At 40.7% G+C, this 17,042-nt stretch carries 14 protein-coding genes and 1 riboswitch; all 14 genes read right to left on the bottom strand.

Annotated elements, in window-relative coordinates; genetic code table 11:
* Positions 1-90: 90 nt before the first annotated feature.
* Positions 91-720 carry an orotate phosphoribosyltransferase gene (gene pyrE / locus G7062_RS01990; protein ID WP_166064246.1) on the bottom strand — a complete coding sequence of 210 codons (630 nt, stop codon included), beginning with the start codon at positions 718-720 and terminating at the stop codon, positions 91-93.
* Positions 720-1,406 (bottom strand): orotidine-5'-phosphate decarboxylase, encoded by a 687-nt coding sequence (gene pyrF / locus G7062_RS01985; RefSeq protein ID WP_166064245.1) that lies wholly within the window; start codon positions 1,404-1,406, stop codon positions 720-722. Before pyrF ends, pyrE begins: the two co-directional genes overlap by 1 nt.
* Positions 1,399-2,316: a dihydroorotate dehydrogenase gene (locus G7062_RS01980; protein ID WP_166064244.1), complete on the bottom strand. Its 918-nt coding sequence runs from the start codon at positions 2,314-2,316 to the stop codon at positions 1,399-1,401. The genes pyrF and G7062_RS01980 overlap by 8 nt, the downstream gene beginning before the upstream one ends.
* Positions 2,313-3,056 (bottom strand): dihydroorotate dehydrogenase electron transfer subunit, encoded by a 744-nt coding sequence (locus tag G7062_RS01975; RefSeq protein ID WP_166064243.1) that lies wholly within the window; start codon positions 3,054-3,056, stop codon positions 2,313-2,315. Before G7062_RS01975 ends, G7062_RS01980 begins: the two co-directional genes overlap by 4 nt.
* A complete protein-coding gene (gene carB, locus G7062_RS01970) occupies positions 3,053-6,148 on the bottom strand; it encodes a carbamoyl-phosphate synthase large subunit (protein WP_166064242.1) in 3,096 nt (1,031 codons plus the stop codon). Before carB ends, G7062_RS01975 begins: the two co-directional genes overlap by 4 nt.
* The gene (locus G7062_RS01965; protein ID WP_166064241.1) at positions 6,138-7,142 is read right to left on the bottom strand and encodes a carbamoyl phosphate synthase small subunit; all 1,005 of its coding nucleotides are present in this window, start codon (positions 7,140-7,142) and stop codon (positions 6,138-6,140) included. Before G7062_RS01965 ends, carB begins: the two co-directional genes overlap by 11 nt.
* The gene (locus G7062_RS01960) at positions 7,127-8,386 is read right to left on the bottom strand and encodes a dihydroorotase (protein WP_166064240.1); all 1,260 of its coding nucleotides are present in this window, start codon (positions 8,384-8,386) and stop codon (positions 7,127-7,129) included. The genes G7062_RS01965 and G7062_RS01960 overlap by 16 nt, the downstream gene beginning before the upstream one ends.
* The gene (locus G7062_RS01955) at positions 8,383-9,270 is read right to left on the bottom strand and encodes an aspartate carbamoyltransferase catalytic subunit (RefSeq protein WP_166064239.1); all 888 of its coding nucleotides are present in this window, start codon (positions 9,268-9,270) and stop codon (positions 8,383-8,385) included. Before G7062_RS01955 ends, G7062_RS01960 begins: the two co-directional genes overlap by 4 nt.
* Before the next feature lie 114 nt (positions 9,271-9,384).
* Positions 9,385-9,888, bottom strand: a complete 504-nt coding sequence (pyrR, locus tag G7062_RS01950) for a bifunctional pyr operon transcriptional regulator/uracil phosphoribosyltransferase PyrR (RefSeq protein ID WP_166064238.1) — start codon at positions 9,886-9,888, stop codon at positions 9,385-9,387.
* A gap of 215 nt (positions 9,889-10,103) precedes the next feature.
* Complete coding sequence (locus G7062_RS01945) at positions 10,104-10,880, bottom strand: GNAT family N-acetyltransferase (protein WP_166064237.1); 777 nt, start codon at positions 10,878-10,880, stop codon at positions 10,104-10,106.
* Positions 10,881-11,015: 135 nt separating this feature from the next.
* Positions 11,016-12,029, bottom strand: a complete 1,014-nt coding sequence (gene add, locus G7062_RS01940) for an adenosine deaminase (RefSeq protein WP_166064236.1) — start codon at positions 12,027-12,029, stop codon at positions 11,016-11,018.
* Positions 12,030-12,080: 51 nt separating this feature from the next.
* Positions 12,081-12,182: riboswitch (purine riboswitch) on the bottom strand.
* Between the two features lie 112 nt (positions 12,183-12,294).
* Positions 12,295-15,807, bottom strand: a complete 3,513-nt coding sequence (locus G7062_RS01935; RefSeq protein WP_166064235.1) for a MucBP domain-containing protein — start codon at positions 15,805-15,807, stop codon at positions 12,295-12,297.
* A 245-nt stretch (positions 15,808-16,052) separates the two neighbouring features.
* Positions 16,053-16,649, bottom strand: coding sequence for a GNAT family N-acetyltransferase (locus G7062_RS01930; RefSeq protein WP_166064234.1), 597 nt, complete (start codon positions 16,647-16,649; stop codon positions 16,053-16,055).
* Complete coding sequence (locus G7062_RS01925) at positions 16,642-17,034, bottom strand: MerR family transcriptional regulator (protein ID WP_166064233.1); 393 nt, start codon at positions 17,032-17,034, stop codon at positions 16,642-16,644. Before G7062_RS01925 ends, G7062_RS01930 begins: the two co-directional genes overlap by 8 nt.
* Between the last annotated feature and the right edge of the window lie 8 nt (positions 17,035-17,042).

Genomic DNA, 17,042 nt, shown 5'->3' with positions numbered 1-17,042 from the left:
ATTTTACGAGAATTGCATGATTTACACTCTTGACACAAAAAAAAGATATCCGAAGATATCCTTATCTATACCATCCCTTAGGGTCAATGATTAAATCCCATAGCTATGGGGACTGGCCTTCCACGATTGTAAAAGCAGCACGTCACCTTGGTCGATATACCCTTGCTCTTTAGCAATTTCAATCAACGTCGTATAGTTTGATAACGTCACCAGTTCGATATCTGCATGTTCAAAGTTTGTTTTTGCCGATTCCAATTCGTAAGTGAATACCGCCATAACTCCAAGTATTTCGATTCCTTCAACGCGGAGTGCTTCACATGCTTTAATGCAACTTCCACCTGTTGAAATGAGGTCTTCAATAACGACAACCTTTGCTCCTTCAGGAATGAACCCTTCGATTTGTTTACTCTTCCCGTGATCTTTGGGTTTCGGTCTTACATATGCCATGGGCAAGCCGAGGATCTCTGCAACCCAGCATGCTTGTGGAATTCCCGCTGTTGCAGTCCCCACAATGTATTCAACATCTGGGTAAATTGCTTTGATTTGTTGCGCAAACCCTTGGGCGATTGTATTACGCGTTTCGGGAAAACTCATGGTGATGCGGTTATCACAATAGATTGGACTTTTGAGTCCACTTGCCCATGTATAGGGTTCGTTGGGACTTAACGTTACTGCTTTCACCTCTAAGAGATGTTTGGCAATGTTCTTGGCTAGGGTCATTATGCTTCCTCCCATTCGCGGACGATATCGTGGTAGGCCCTTACAGGGTCATCACTTGCAGTAATGGGTCTTCCGACGACAATATGTGTTGAACCAATTTCTTTCGCACGTTTGGGTGTTGTAATGCGTTTTTGGTCATCTGCCTTAGCCGACGCTAAGCGCACTCCTGGTGTAACTCTAAGGAATACATCAGATGTGTTATCGCGAATCATCCCTGCTTCCAGCGGTGAACATACGACGCCTTCGAGACCTGCTTCTTGAGTGATTTTTGCATAATTAATTACCGATTCATTCAAGGAAGCATCAATAAGTTGTTCGTGATGCATTGCCTCTTCAGTTGTTGATGTGAGTTGGGTTACAGCAATAAGTTGCGGACCTTCACCCAAACCTCTTTTGGCTGCCTTCATCATTTCAATCCCTCCAGCTGCATGTACGTTTGTCATATCGACACCCAATGCTGATAAACCACGCATTGTACGTTCTACAGTATTGGGAATGTCATGTAATTTTAGGTCCAAGAATATTTTATGACCCCGTGATTTAACGGCACGGACGATTTCTGGGCCGGTTTGATAGTAAAGTTCCATTCCGATCTTTACAAAGAGTGTTTCTCCTGAGAATTTATCCAGGAATGATTCGACGACTTCCATGGTTGGAAAATCGAGTGCGATAATTACATTAGACATTATTTCTTACCTCCATAATTAGTGATTCAAGTGATTCAATTCCAAGTTCATCCATGCGTTTTGGTAATGCTTCAATTAGCTTTGGACAAATATAAGGATCGTGTAGATTTGCGGTTCCAATGGCAACTGCGCTGGCTCCTGCCATATACATTTCCAATACATCATCGACGGTTTCAATACCACCCATACCAATGATTGGAATTGACACCGCACGCGATACTTCGTATACCATCCGAATTGCGAGCGCTTTTACTGCTGGCCCTGATAAGCCGCCTGTTTTGTTAGCAAGAATGGGTTTGCGTGTTTTGAGATCAATTCGCATCGCCGTGACCGTATTGATCATGGTAATACCATCTGCCCCTGCTTCCTCAACCGCCTTTGCAATGGCTACAATATCCGTCACATTGGGTGATAACTTAATATAGACTGGTACAGTTGCGACTGCTTTTACTTTACGTGTAAGACGTGCTGCAATTTCTGGATCAGTCCCAAATGCAACGCCGCCTTCTTTGACATTTGGACAGGATATATTCAATTCAATTGCGGTGACATTTGCAACTTCACTGACGCGACGGCAAACTTCTACATACTCATCCTCCGTCGATCCGGCAACATTCGCAATTACAGGAACATCATAGCGAGCAAGGAACGGATATTTTTCGTTGATGATAACATCCAATCCAGGATTCTTCAGTCCGATTGCATTCAACATGCCTCCAGGTGTCTCACAAACACGGGGTAAGTCGTTTCCAACACGTGCATCGAGTGTTGCTGCCTTCGCCATAATTGCACCCAAGACACTCAAATCATAATACTCCGCAAATTCTTCCCCAAACCCAAAGCATCCACTTGCTGGGATAATGGGGTTCTTTAATTCTAAACCTGGTAAACTCACACTTAATCGATTCAAACCGTCACCTCTTTCGCATTGAATACAGGACCGTCATAGCAGACCCGCTTGTTCTTATCTTTCGTATCACACCCATGGCAAGCACCCATACCACACGCCATGCGCTCTTCCATGGATACATAGACATGATCACATTCTGCGTAGCTTGTTTGTACCATGCGAAGAAGTGGCAGCGGTCCACATGCGTAGACAAACTCTGGCTCAATCCCATCGAGCACTGCACCAACATGACCCTGTGTTCCAAGTGAGCCATCATCTGTAGTGATGCGCACCGAACCCAGTTCACGAAACTTGTCAAGATAGTAGGCATCGTGTGCATTTGCAAATCCGAGTACAAACGTAATATTTGCTTGCTTCAATGCTAATTGTTTTCCCAGTTCGTAAAGTGGTGCCACCCCAATACCACCCCCAACAACCAATACTTCGCTGTTTGCTTGAATTGCTTCCAATTCAAAGCCATGTCCCAAAGGCCCCAATACATCCACTTCATCAAAAGGTTTCATTAAAGCCAAACTTGCCGTACCTTGACCCACAACGCGATAGAGAATCGTTACGGTATCATCTTGGATACTTGCAATACTGATTGGTCTTCTTAATATGAGATCGTCACGGTTTACTTTGATATGAAGAAATTGTCCCGATTCACGCATCTTTGAAACTAAGTTTCCCTTGAGAATCATTTCATAAATTTGATGGCCAATTTCCTTATTGGAAATAACCGTCATGTTTTCTTGTTTCATCGTTTCTCCTCCAATTGCCATGGACTAAACATCCGTGATGCAAGCACATTGATGAGCACATTCGCAGTATCTAATGAGGTGAAAAGCGGAATTCCTTGCTCAGCTGCAACACGTCGAATCATGAATCCATCACTGAATACTTGGCTATCGCCATTCACTGTATTGATAATGAAGTTGAGTTCTTGCGAACGGATGATATCCAAAATATCAATAGCATCTTCATTTACTTTTGATACAGTTTGCGTTGGAATTGAATGGACACTTAAGAACTTCGCTGTATTCTCTGTTGCCAGCAGTTCAAAGCCTAGGTCATATAGTTTTTGCGCCATTGGCAGTACTTCTTCTTTATATTTGTCAGCTACCGTTAAGAGAATCTTGCCTTGTGTGTTGAATCGGTAACCACTGGCAATGAACGCTTTATAGAGTGCTTTTTCCAGTGTATAGTCTGAACCCATAACTTCACCCGTGGATTTCATTTCTGGGCTCAAGTAGGTATCGACACTACGCAGCTTCGCAAAACTAAACACAGGTGCTTTAACATGTACGCCATTTACGTTTGGAACAAGTCCGGATTCATAAGGGATACGCTCTCCCAACATTGCTTTGGTTGCAACTTGAGCCATGGGGATTCCCGTGACTTTACTCATGAAAGGAACCGTTCTTGATGCCCGTGGATTTACTTCAATGACATAGATATCTTCTTTTTGAACAATGAATTGAATGTTCATCATTCCGATTGTATTTAATCCTTTAGCAAGTTTTGTCGTGATTTCAGTAATTTCTTCAATTATCTTAGAACTTAGGTTTTGAGGGGGATAAACCGCCATTGAATCACCCGAGTGCACTCCCGAGCGTTCAATATGCTCCATAATTCCAGGTATCACCACCGTATCCCCATCGCTAATAGCGTCGACTTCAACTTCAATACCGGATACATAGCGATCAATGAGTACAGGATGTTTGAAGGAAAGTGTTGATACATGGTCGTGTAATTCTTGACTTGAAGTTACAATCTTCATCGATTGTCCACCCAGAACAAAGCTGGGGCGAATTAATACTGGATATCCAATACGCTCCGCAATCTTTATCAAGCTTGCCTCATCCATTGCACTCGAACCTTCTGGCTGTTTGATTCCTAGTGCAACCATTGTATCGGTGAATTTCTCACGATCCTCCGCGCGATTGATATCCTCTAAGTTGGTACCAAATATTTTGACGCCTTTTTCTTGAAGACCTTCGGCCAAGTTAATCGCGGTTTGTCCCCCAAACTGTACAATGACTCCTTCGGGTTTCTCATGGTTTATAACGTACATGACATCTTCATGTGTGAGTGGCTCAAAGTATAATTTGTCAGCAAGTTCAAAGTCTGTCGATACGGTCTCGGGATTATTGTTGATAATTATTGCTTCATATCCCATGCTCTGAAGTGCTTTTACACAGTGAACCGTTGCATAATCAAATTCAACCCCTTGTCCAATTCGGATAGGACCCGATCCCAAGACAACGATTTTCTTCGCATCGCTAACAACACTTTCTGTTTCTTGTTCAAACGTACTGTAGAAGTACGGTGCTGTTCCTTCAAACTCACCGCCACTTGCATCTACTTTTTTATAAACGGGTTGGAGTGTATTTGGACCCGTTACTGAGTCAGGCAATCCAAAGAATTTTTGTTCAGCGATATTTTCTGATGTTTCCAGTTCAAGGATGTGACGAGTTTTGTTCAAGAAGAAACGATCAATGTGGGTGAGTTGATAGATATCCTCAACACTAAAGCCACGTCGCATCGCCTCTACAAGTACAAAGAGTCGCTCATCCGTTGGTTTGGTTAGTAATTGACTGATTTGGGCATCATCGTATTTTTTTAGACTCTCAAGATTAAGATAGTCTATGCCGAGTTCAAGTGAGCGAACGGCTTTAAGCAATGCACTTTCAAGGTTTCGACCCAAGGCCATAACCTCACCGGTTGCCTTCATTTGTGTTCCCAAGCGACGGTCTGCGCTTAAGAATTTATCAAAGGGCCAGCGCGGAATTTTCGCAACCACATAGTCAACAACCGGTTCACGGAAGGCTTTGTGATTGGGGATAATTGGATGGTCAATTTTATCAAGCGTTAGACCAACAGCAATCTTTGCAGTAATCTTCGCAATTGGATAGCCTGTTGCTTTACTTGCAAGTGCTGAAGAGCGTGATACACGAGGATTAACTTCAATAACATAATACGTATCGCTGAAGGGATCTAGAGCGTACTGAACATTACAGCCACCTTCAATACCAAGCGCCGAGATAATTTTTAGTGAAGCATTTCTTAACATGGTAATCTCACGTTGAGTCAGGGTTTGTGCCGGAGCAAAGACGATTGAATCGCCCGTGTGGACACCCACTGGATCAAAGTTTTCCATCGTACAAATAACCATTGCGTTATCATCTTTGTCGCGAATTACCTCATATTCAATCTCTTTGAATCCCGAGATGTCTTGTTCAACAAGGCATTGATTCACAGGAGACATGAGTAATCCTGATTTTACGATTTCAATATACGCTTCTTCATTCTCCGCACGGCCCCCACCAGACCCTCCAAGGGTGTAAGCGGGACGTATAATAATTGGATATCCGATGGTGGCGACTGCTTCCAATGCTTCTTCTACCGTATGAATAATCGCCGATGGGGCAATTGGCTCATCCAAAGTTTCCATAAGATTTTTGAAAAGTTCACGGTCTTCAGCTTTTTCAATGGCTTCAACCGATGTTCCCAATAATGTAATTTTAAGTTCATCCAAGATGCCACTTTTATAAAGTTCAATGGCCAGGTTTAAACCTGTTTGACCGCCCAAATTAGGAAGAATTGCATCAACACGCTCTTTTCGAAGAATCATCTCAACAAATTCTTTGGTTAGCGGTTCGATGTATACTTTATCGGCAATATTTGCATCCGTCATAATGGTTGCTGGATTTGAATTTATAAGAATAACTTCATACCCTTCTTCGCGTAATGCAAGACAGGCTTGGGTTCCTGCATAGTCAAACTCTGCTGCTTGCCCAATCACAATTGGTCCTGATCCAATAACAAGGATTCTTTTAATATTACTGTTCATAACGGTTCTCCTTTGTATTGGCGATGCGTTCAATAAATGCATCCATAATTACTGCGGTTCTTGGGTCGGTTTCAGTATAATCATATCCATAAACAGAATCATAAGGGTACTTGAATGCAAGTGGCACTTTGGTATTAAGGTCTTGTTCTAAAACCAACAATTTCTTATCCAAGGATTGGAGTCCTCCATAGTTTGAGGTTACAATCTGTGGGTTAATGTTAGTTGTTTGTTGGGAAAGGAAGGTTCGATTGCTGGGAATCGTATGTGCGAGCAAGTGTGCACCCAACCCGAGTCCCAAGATTGGCGTATGACCAACGAGCTTTGTCAGTTCTAGTTTTACAGATTCTAAGTCTTCTTTGATTGCAGGTCCATTGCTAATCAAAACACCGTGAGGATATGTTGCGAGAATATCCTCAGCGCTACTTGAGAATGGAAGTATTTGCACCCTACATCCTCGGTCTGTGAGGGATTGAATCACGCTTTGTGTGACACCCAGGTCTAAAACTGTAATGTGACTGCCTTGACCTTGAATGCGATACGGCGACTTCGTGGAGACATCAACCATTGCCTTTTTTGTGAATGCTTGGGTATCCAAGATATCCACAAGTTTGGCTTCCATCGCACCTTTTTCACGAATATGTTTGGTTAGGGCACGAGTATCAATACCATAAATTCCTGGTATCCCTTGTTGTATCATATACGTTTCCAATGCCATTTGTGTGCGCCAGTTTGATGGCTTCCCAACATGTTCCCTAACGATTATCCCTGCACAGGTAATTGTAAGTGAAGCTTCATCGTATAAATTAATGCCTGTATTCCCAATTGATGGGTATGTAAAGAGTACCAAACTGTTACTCATTTCTGGATCGGTCATCACTTCTTGATACCCTTGTGCTCCAGTAAAAATACGAATGGGGCCTTGCTGCGCTTGGATGGCTCCAAATGCTTTTCCCGTAAATACCGTACCATCTTCTAAAATTAAATAACGTTCCATCGTATCTCCCCTTCAACCATTGTTAGTTTGCAGTTCCCTTTTAATTCGCGTCCAATAAATGGCGTATTAATCGCTTTCGATACAAAGTCATCTTGATGCACAACTTCGGTCGAATCAATATCGAACACAGCAATATCAGCAATCGACCCTACTGTTAGCTCTTTATTTTTAAAGTTGAAAATTTCTGCCGGTTTGTGAGACATCCATTTTTGAACTTGGGCTAGTGTGAATATCCCTTTTTCTACAAATTCTGTATAAATTAGTGGAAATGCAATCTCACTACCTGTGATTCCAAAAGGTGCTTTAAGAAATCCTTGTTTCTTTTCAGCAACTGTATGCGGGGCATGATCGGTTGCAATGATATCTAAGGTGCCATCTAAGAGCCCTTCGATTAATGCCTTTTGGTCCTCAGCACTTCGTAGTGGTGGGTTCATTTTGTAGTTCGCGTCATCTCCTGGGATGTCCATCTCATTTAAAATGAGGTGGTGCGGCGATACTTCCGCAGTTACATGAACGCCCAATTCTTTCCCAAATCGTATCGCGGCCACACTTTCTTTGCTCGATACATGACACACATGATAGTGACAGCCTGTTTCCTTCGCAATGAGAATATCTCGGGCAATTTGACTCGATTCTACAATTCCCATGATTCCGGGAAGTTCCAACGCTTTACTGCGCCGTCCCTCATGCATGACACCATCATACAGAAGACTCTCATCCTCAGTGTGAGCAACAATTGGTTTCCCTATTGCAGCTGCCGCTTTCATTGCTTTATACATCGTCCCCGCTGTTTGGACACCAACACCATCGTTTGTGTATGCAAAGGCGTTAATTGCCTTCATATCTACAAGTTCATCGCTGCGCAATCCATTTGTGATGGGAGCATAGTGTAATACGTTTACGACAGCATCTTGGGTGATGATTGCTTCAATTGCTTGAAATTTCTCAACAGTATCTGGAATTGGATTGGTGTTTGGCATAGCACAGATTGTTGTGAATCCACCCCGTGCCGCTGCCATACTTCCCGTTTTAATCGTTTCTTTATCCGTAAATCCTGGCTCTCGCAAGTGAACGTGGACATCAACAAGTCCTGGCATCACAAGTTTTCCATCCAGGTCAATAACAGTATCTCCAGTTAGATTGTGACCCATTTCAATGATTTTTCCTGATTCAACTGCGATGTCCACCAATTCTAAGTCGTTATCGCGGATAATTATTTTCCCATTCTTTAAGACTGTTTTCATGATTTTCTTCCTTCTACGATTTTCTCTAAAATTGCCATCCGCATAAACATGCCGTTGGTCATTTGCTCAACAATGCGCGCTTTGTCACATTCAACCAACTCACTCGCAATTTCTACATCCCGATTTACAGGCGCTGGGTGCATAATAACAGCACGCTCTTGCATGGTTTCATAACGATCCAATGTGAGCCCGTATTCTGTGTGATACTCAAAGTCAGTAAGACTGATTTCTTTATCATGGCGTTCGAGTTGAATGCGGAGCAGCATAACCACATCACTGTTTCTAATCGCATCATCAACCGATATAAACGGACCGTATTCAAGAAACGATTCATCGAAGAATTTTGCGGGACCTGCAAATGAAACCTTCGCCCCCAAACGATGCAGCAACCGCATGTTCGACATCGCTACACGTGAGTGTTTGATATCACCAATGATTGCAACCTTCAATCCTTCGAAGCATCCAAACTCATCATAAATCGTCATCATATCCAAGAGTGATTGTGATGGATGTGACCCACTTCCCGATCCTGCGTTCACAATCGATATATTCAAATGTTCAAGTTGTTTGTAGAAATCATTGTTTTGATGGCGAATCACGGCGATTTCAGCACCAATGGCTTGCATTGTCAGCACCGAATCGTACATTGATTCACCTTTTTTCACAGAACTTGTGGAAACATCAAAGTTCATAATATGCATCCCAACCTTATGCTCTGCCATTTCGAAACTATGTTTTGTACGTGTACTGTCTTCAAAGAACATATTCACGACCGAAGCCGATGATTGATATGCTCGCTCTCCTTTTTTGAATGCAACCGCACTCTCAATTAATGATTGAACATCCTCATTCGTCAAATCATCAACACTTAGAAAATCTCTCATTACGCTACCTCCATAAAAAAGCTTAAACTCATCGAGAGTTTAAGCAAGAAACCACTAAATGGTGTTTTCGCTTTTGGAACTCTCGGTACCAATTAAAGTGAAATCACTGTTTATCTATTCTATTGTTACTTCATCAACACCATCTACTTCCGCAACACGTACAAAGACACGTTCTTTCTTGGAAGTTGGTATGTTTTTACCAATGTAATCTGGGCGAATTGGCAATTCCCGATGCCCGCGATCAACTAAGACTGCAAGGGATATTTCTGAGGGTCTTCCCAAATCGATGACCGCATCCATTGCCGCACGTATCGTTCTTCCTGTGAAGAGAACATCATCAACCAAAACAATACGTTTGTCAGTAAGCACATCTTGGTGCGCTACCGTTGCATCATTTTCTTTATCATCACGATATCCATCGATATTAATCGTAATGACATCAATTGGCCCTTCGATTGAACCGATTTTATCAGCAATTCGATTGGCAAGATGTATGCCACGTGTCTCAATTCCAACAAGCACTAAGTTTTCGATACCGTGATTGCGCTCGATTATTTCATACGACAAACGTGTCAATGCACGCATCATTTCCTGATCATTTAGGATTGTTTTCGCCATAATATCCTCCATAAAAAAGAGCCTCTTTTGCGCGAAAAGAGACTCATTAGCTACTAATGAATGATATTTACTCTTCCCTTCGCTGTCTCACAGGACAATGTTAAAGGTCTTTTGTTATTTATAGTTTATCGGTTATCACGGTTGAAGTCAACCACGATACCAACTCTTTTCAATGTTTCTCAAGATTTTCTTATTTCATCTTTTTTATTTTAGCGCTATCGTATTTTTAGTGCATACGCATCATAGCCGTAATCATGTTCATACCCGAGTTTCTCAGCGAGTCGCAAGGATTCTGGGTTGGCTGCATCCCAACTTGGATGGATATTATCTTTGATGCAATCAAGAATCAGTGCTGCTCCACAAGCTGTAGCCAGACCTTGTCTTTGGTAGTCTGGATCGGTGATGATTTGTACTTCTATTTGATCCTTGGTGCGTAGAAATGAACATGCGCCACATACAACACGGTCTCCGTCGCGAACAACGAATCCTTTTCCCATGGATAAAGTGTTCTCTTTTGTATCGTCTTTGTTTACTAAATCTTGCATCGTGGCAGATGCTAGAATGGCTTCATACGCTGATTCATCCAATTGTTCGATTTTATGTTGTTGCGATACCGAGTTTATCATTGATTCGAGTTTCGAAATAGAGAATTGTGTATCCTTCTTCATTGCGTGACGTTGCATCTTGTGAAGACGTCCTTCAAAAGCTTGTTCAATCGTAGTTTTCCAAGAATCTGTTTGTGGGAAGACAATAATCCAATCGGTATCTTCGGGTTGTGGAAGTTGTTTTAAGAGTTCCCCAGTAATATTTGAGGATGCTTCACCACCTAAGAAACTTAGAATATCAATATTTACGACGGCAGTTTTTGGGTTTTTGCTTGGTTCAATCCACCCTTCGCCCTGACCCCCTTCTACATATGCTTTTACATGAAGTAAGGGTACGGTATTTAACAAGTCTAAAACTATCGCTCTCTTTTTATCTAATTTAATCATGGGATATCCTCCATCTAACGCAATCATACCACTCCATTTTCGCGGATGCCTTTCTTTTCAGTAAGTTGTCTCTTTTTGAGGTTAAGTTGCGTAAAAAACAGAAGGTTTACGGTCCCTTCTGTCTCTTAGTGTATTTTATTGTGCGCTTACGTAAGCATCAATCTCATCGAGATAGACTTTCTTATCCTCATCACTCATCCATGCAATTTCAAATGAGTTCTTCGCAAGTTGAATAATATCGGCTTCGGTTAAATTTTCTTTTTCTGCTAAAGCGAACATGTCATCTGAAATGTAGCTTTGGAAGTAGGCTGGGTCGTCTGAATTCACAGTTACCTTTGCGCCTTTATGAAGTAATTCGACAATTTCTTTGCCCTTCATATCCTTGGTCACAAAACCATTGGATACAGGGCAACATGTAAATCCAATATTATGCTCGATGACATAATCAACAAGTTTTGGATCTTCAACAATGTTTGTTCCATGATCAATGCGTTCAACACCAATAACATGAAGTACATCGTGAATATTTTGGATTGAATGCTCTTGGTCAATATCACAATGCATTGTAAGATGGAGTCCATCTTCCTTGGCACGTGCAAATATCTCTTGGAATTTTAATGGTGGATTGTTACGTTCGTCCGAATCCAAACCAACTCCAAGAATGAGTTCATGATATGGTAACGACATTTCATAATGTTCCATTGCCGATTCAGCACTCATATCACGCAAGAAGCACATAATTAAATGCGCACGAATGCCCATCTCTTTTGCATCTTGTGTTGCACGATAGTAGCCATTAATAATTGTTTCGAATGCAACACCACGCGTAGTATGCGCTTGTGGATCAAAGAACAATTCTACATAGCGAACATTGTGCTCTTTGACGCGGCGTAAGTATGCCATTGCCAGATTGTAGAAATCTTCCTCTTCTTGAAGTACATTCATCGCTGGATAGTATACTCCCAAGAATGATGATAGATCATTAAATTGATAACTTTTCTGAACTTCCTCTACAGTCGTTTGCCCAATATCAATACCATTCTTCGTTGCAAGTTGGAGTTTCAATTCTGGTTCCAACGACCCCTCCAGGTGCAAATGCAATTCCGCTTTCGGAATGCCATAAATAAAAGATTTTGTTACGTGTGTCATAGTGTCCTCCTTTGTAACAAGTAAAACTTCTATTAATCACGAATCGATTGAGGAAAAGTGTGTGTCCCCAATTGTTGATGCTTTTACGGTGCATCAGTAGAAACTACTCAACCCTATTTTGAGTATTAAATTGGTGATTAATACATTCATTATATAAGGGAATCCCATTGCCTTCAAGGAATGCGTTCGAAATCCCATAATGCTACCCAGAATTTACAGATTACTATCATGTGTTTGCAAAGAAACTGGAATTTAATCCAGTTTCTTAGTTTTCTTTCTTCTTTCGTGCAACGGCAAGCAAGATAGTCCCAATACTAATAGCGTCAAGCCAAAGTAGTGATGTACCCATTCCCGTCATTGGAAGTTGCGGACCATCGTTTTTAGAAATATCGATATCTACGTTCGGTAAATCGTCTGATGCCTCCACTTCTGTTTCTTTATCATCACTATTTGTAAGTGCGTCTTTGGTATAGTTTACGGAAACAACATGTGATGTCTCATCAAAGGTAATCTCTAAAGATGTCTCAAGTGTTCGCATGAAGCGGCTTGTACGACCATCGATGAGGAATCCTTTAAATGTATAGCCCTCGATTTGTGGTGCTTTTATAATATAGCGCTCACCAACGTACCCTTGTATACTCATTTCTTTAGCAATTTCAGTGCCATTTTCATCTGTAAGTTTAATTATAATTGGCATCCCTTGCTTGCGTTCGTAAGTTACGGTGACTGTTGTCGCAGAGTCCGTTAGAACCCCTTCAAGTTCACCATCAATTTCCTTAATAATCCAATCCTTAATTTCAGGAATTTCTATTGAGAATGTATCACCGATTTTACCATTGATTAAGACAGTATCCCTTAACGAATTGTTAGCTTCATCAACAAATCGCACCGTTATTGGAGCGGCATCCGGGATTTCATAGACGAATGTGATTGTGTGTTCATCACCATCAATTTCGCCTTGTGTCTCCCCTTGTGTTTCAATATGTTTCCATCCATTGATTTGCGGTGCACTCACATTATAAGGATCTCCAAAGTTACCCGTAATTGTTGTTGGTTCCTTCAAGATTTCACCATCAGTATTAATGTAGTTAACTGTTACTGATTTTGGCGCAATACGACGGTAGCTTATTGTTGTCGTATGCGGTTTATCATCAAGATAGCCCATTGTTGAACCTTCTGTTGAATCGATGGTCCATCCTTTGATGTCTGGAATTTCTACAGTATAGCGATCACCTTGGTAACCATTAATGTACGTTGGTTCTTGAATATCATCCCCTAAAAATTCCACATAACGCACGGTGATTGGTTGTGCAGCGATTCTTCCATAGATAAACGTAATTGTTTTTGGTTCATCTGTGAATTTTCCGTTCATGCTACCTTCACCAGTCTGAAATTCCCAATTTTTTATCTCAGCAGGTGACGTGAAATACCACTCACCATACATTCCTGTTAATGTTTCCGATTCTTTAAGCGTATTGCCATTTTCGTCAACATAATTTAGCGTTACTGGAGCACCTTCTGCAAGTGTATAATGCACCTCAATGTATTTCGCTGTATCATCGAACGTTCCACTCAGTGTTCCATCATGAGTTGCATAATCGTATCCCGTCACTTTTTCAATTTCATATTCATACGTATCGCCAAAGTTCCCAGTTATCCTTCGTCTTTGACGAATCGATTCACCATTTTCATCCAAGAAATAAATGTATAAAGGTTGAACTCTTTTTGCTCCGTAGGTAAATGTGATTGTTTGCTCTTTTGTTGTTAGTTTTCCCGATGTAACACCGGTTGTTTTCTTGAGGCTCCATCCATAGATGTCATCCGCTGTGACATTAAATGGATCGTTAACAAATCCTGTGATCGTTTTGGGATCCTGAATCGGTTCGCCAGTGGTGTCAACATAGTTAATTGTTACCGTGCCACCTTTTGTTTGTGTGTATACAAGATTTACTTCATCAGTTCCATCTTCAAACACCACATTCATTGGGAGCTCTCCCATGAATGTCCATCCACTAACGGCAGTTGCGACGGACTGTGTATCCCCATAGAAACCCGTCAATTCTTTAGAATCTGCAATCATGTTACCCTCTTGATCACGATAATTTATGATAATGGTTTTCTTCTCGCGTTCAAAACTTTTGTAAACACGTCCCGAATAGTTAACATTTCGTCCATTTATTACTGCATTCGTGCTCCACGTATTGGCAAATAGTCCCCACGATTCTCCTTTATCAACTGTCCATGTTATGGATTTATCGTCGTTGTAGTGAGCTCGAGCATTTATTCCTGAATTTGCACCGATTTCGACGTTACTACCATCAACACTTGTAATTTTCTCTGTTATATCATATGTATTCTTTTTTAAAATAATGTCATCATCGATTCGTTGTTGTTCAAGTTTTACAGATTCAAGTGTCGTATTTCCATTCAGTATTGTAATATCTGAGATACGATTACCGCCTGCCCAAAGGGTTCTAAGGTTTGGAAGTTCCGTAACGAAGTCGAGATTTTCTACAAATGAGTTTTCAATAACTAATGATTTTAAATTCTTATGTTTTTTTACGAAATCAACGCCGCCTTCTAATTTTCCGAGCGGATTATTTCGGATATCGAGGCCTTCAATTCCCGTAAGGTTATCGAGGGGGGAGTAGTCTTTGATACCTGGATTACTAAATACTGTGAAGAGTCGTAAATTGTACACTTCGCTAACGCCTGAGATATCTTCAAGTGCAGAATATGTAATATTAATGTTATCAAGTTTCTCAAATCGACCGATGTTGTTCAAATTTGTCACAGCAGCGTAATTCATGTAAAGTGCATTGAGATTTGGCAAGGTTGGAATGGAATCCAACGTTGTCAAACTTGTATTTCCAAGATGAAGGAATTCTAGATTCTGAAATGCTGAAAAGCGCGCGAATTCGCTTTCTGGCACGTTATCAGAGCCTATATATATTCTTTCCAAATTTGGAAAGTTTTCAAGTACGTTTAACTCACTGATTGGATTGCTCGCAATCTCAATATCCTTCAAATTATAGAGTGTTGAAAATGCTTCTAAAGACTCAATTTGATTGCTGGAAATTGAGAGTTTAATAAGATTTGGGAGGTTCATTGGTCCTTCAATTTTGCTAATATTATTGTAAGGAACTCGCAATCGGATAAGACTTTCTGAATTTAAAATTGGGAGATAGGTTAAATTTGCTCTAATTTCTAAATGCTCAAGCTTGGGCAACTGATTCACTATTTCAACATTTGTAACTGAGTTTGCTTGGTTTATATACAGATTCTTAAGGTTTAATGCTCTGTCTAACCCTGTCAAATCAAAATCAGTTTTAGAACTGCTGATTCTGAGAGTATCAAGTCTCAGAATCGATGTTTCATTGAGATCAGCGATGTTAATCTTTAATGTTTTCGCAATCTCCGCTTGTAAACCCAAATCAGGCATCCAATCATTCAAATCCGAATCCTGGGTGAGATCTTCTGTACTCGAATTTGAAACATCACTATTGTCTTGTGGTTCGATTTCTACTTCTATTTCTAGTTCTTGTTCATCCGTATTGCGCTCTACTTCATCGTCTGAATCTTCAACAGTTTGTTCTTCATCGATAATTTCTTCGTCTTCAACAACTGTTTCTTCATCTGAAACAATAGGTTCTGTCACGACTTCGTTATCATTTTTTGTCTCTTCAGCAAAAAGTCGTGTCCATTGTGATGTCATCAAAATCCCAAGTGCACCTACAACTGTCAATTTGATTAACTTACTAAATTTACTTTTTTTCATATTATACCTTCTCTTCTCATCTACAAAAACACCCGTTTTAATCTAGTGTTAATTTAACATGATTTGTTAGGTTTATGATTTTATTGTAATTAAATATGCACAAAATGTAATAAGACAATTCCTTTTGCGAAAACTCTGCTCTTGTTATTAATTATTGTGATATTTGATATTAATTTAATTGATAATTAAGGCTTGATGAGTGGGTATTTGAAAAGTCAGCCGCTGTTTGTGACTGACTCTCTATTTCAGATACTATCGCTTTCCTCGATGAAATGATTTGGATATTTTTCCCAATATTCTTGATAAGTTCGCAGTACATCGCCATCCAAATTGAGTTGATACATTCGAAAGGTTACCGTGATGTTTTTAGGCATCCATTGTTCTACGTACGAGTATTTATAAACCAACCCTAGCTTTTTCATTACGGAGCCACTTGCAGGGTTATTTATGTCATGTGTTGCTGTAATAAATTTTACGCGATCTTTAAAGAGCTGACGTATCACTGCGATGCTCGCTTCTGTCACAATGCCTTGATTCCAATGTTGTGGCAATAAGGCATAACCAAAATCCTTCGCTTCAGTCGTGCCAACATGAACATAACCAATTGGAATATTATCACTTTGGAAACAGATTGCGTAGCGATACCCCTTCGGGTTTGTGTACGTATCCAGATACATTTCCTTCAAATAGCTTTCCGCTTCTTCGAGGCTGCTAGGTGGAATCATGGGTAGAAATCGATTGACTTCAAAATTACTAAGTATTGCATACAATGCGCTAACGTCTTGTACAGTAAATTTTCTAAGGATTAATCGCTCTGTCTGGAGTGTTGGTGTATTACTCATTGCGTTCACGACTTTCCCGAAGTTCGTTCTCGCGAACAATAATTTTCTCTTCGTATGCATCAATTTTATAATTTAGTAAGTCAACCGTATCTATGAGAGCAATTGTCGCTTCCAAGATACGATTGCGCTCCTCAATAAGAATTTCTTTTCGTTCCTGTGATGTCGCATCGCCTTGGTAGACGAGTTGAAGATAACGCTTCAGTGAGGCAATTGACATACCGGCGTTTCGTAGGTTTCTTACAAACGTAATACGTGCAACGTCTGCTTCTGAATAATCCCGTTGTCCATTGATTTTCTTTACAGTACTTATCAAGTCGATTTTCTCATAATACCGTAGTGTATCAGTAGAAAGTCCCACTAACTCACTGACTTCTGCTATTTTCATCGCTTTCT

The organism is Erysipelothrix sp. HDW6C, assembly GCF_011299615.1.
GTDB lineage: Bacteria > Bacillota_I > Bacilli_A > Erysipelotrichales > Erysipelotrichaceae > Erysipelothrix.
This window is presented reverse-complemented; position numbering and strand designations above follow the sequence as displayed.

Excerpts from the sequence above, each read along its gene's own strand:
- G7062_RS01935 (WP_166064235.1), bottom strand. The coding sequence starts at position 15,807 with ATGAAAAAAAGTAAATTTAGTAAGTTAATCAAATTGACAGTTGTAGGT.
- G7062_RS01925 (WP_166064233.1), bottom strand. The coding sequence starts at position 17,034 with ATGAAAATAGCAGAAGTCAGTGAGTTAGTGGGACTTTCTACTGATACA.
- add (WP_166064236.1), bottom strand. The coding sequence starts at position 12,029 with ATGACACACGTAACAAAATCTTTTATTTATGGCATTCCGAAAGCGGAA.
- carB (WP_166064242.1), bottom strand. The coding sequence starts at position 6,148 with ATGAACAGTAATATTAAAAGAATCCTTGTTATTGGATCAGGACCAATT.
- pyrF (WP_166064245.1), bottom strand. The coding sequence starts at position 1,406 with ATGTCTAATGTAATTATCGCACTCGATTTTCCAACCATGGAAGTCGTC.
- pyrE (WP_166064246.1), bottom strand. The coding sequence starts at position 720 with ATGACCCTAGCCAAGAACATTGCCAAACATCTCTTAGAGGTGAAAGCA.
- pyrR (WP_166064238.1), bottom strand. The coding sequence starts at position 9,888 with ATGGCGAAAACAATCCTAAATGATCAGGAAATGATGCGTGCATTGACA.
- G7062_RS01965 (WP_166064241.1), bottom strand. The coding sequence starts at position 7,142 with ATGGAACGTTATTTAATTTTAGAAGATGGTACGGTATTTACGGGAAAA.
- G7062_RS01960 (WP_166064240.1), bottom strand. The coding sequence starts at position 8,386 with ATGAAAACAGTCTTAAAGAATGGGAAAATAATTATCCGCGATAACGAC.
- G7062_RS01945 (WP_166064237.1), bottom strand. The coding sequence starts at position 10,880 with ATGATTAAATTAGATAAAAAGAGAGCGATAGTTTTAGACTTGTTAAAT.
- G7062_RS01955 (WP_166064239.1), bottom strand. The coding sequence starts at position 9,270 with ATGAGAGATTTTCTAAGTGTTGATGATTTGACGAATGAGGATGTTCAA.
- G7062_RS01930 (WP_166064234.1), bottom strand. The coding sequence starts at position 16,649 with ATGAGTAATACACCAACACTCCAGACAGAGCGATTAATCCTTAGAAAA.
- G7062_RS01975 (WP_166064243.1), bottom strand. The coding sequence starts at position 3,056 with ATGAAACAAGAAAACATGACGGTTATTTCCAATAAGGAAATTGGCCAT.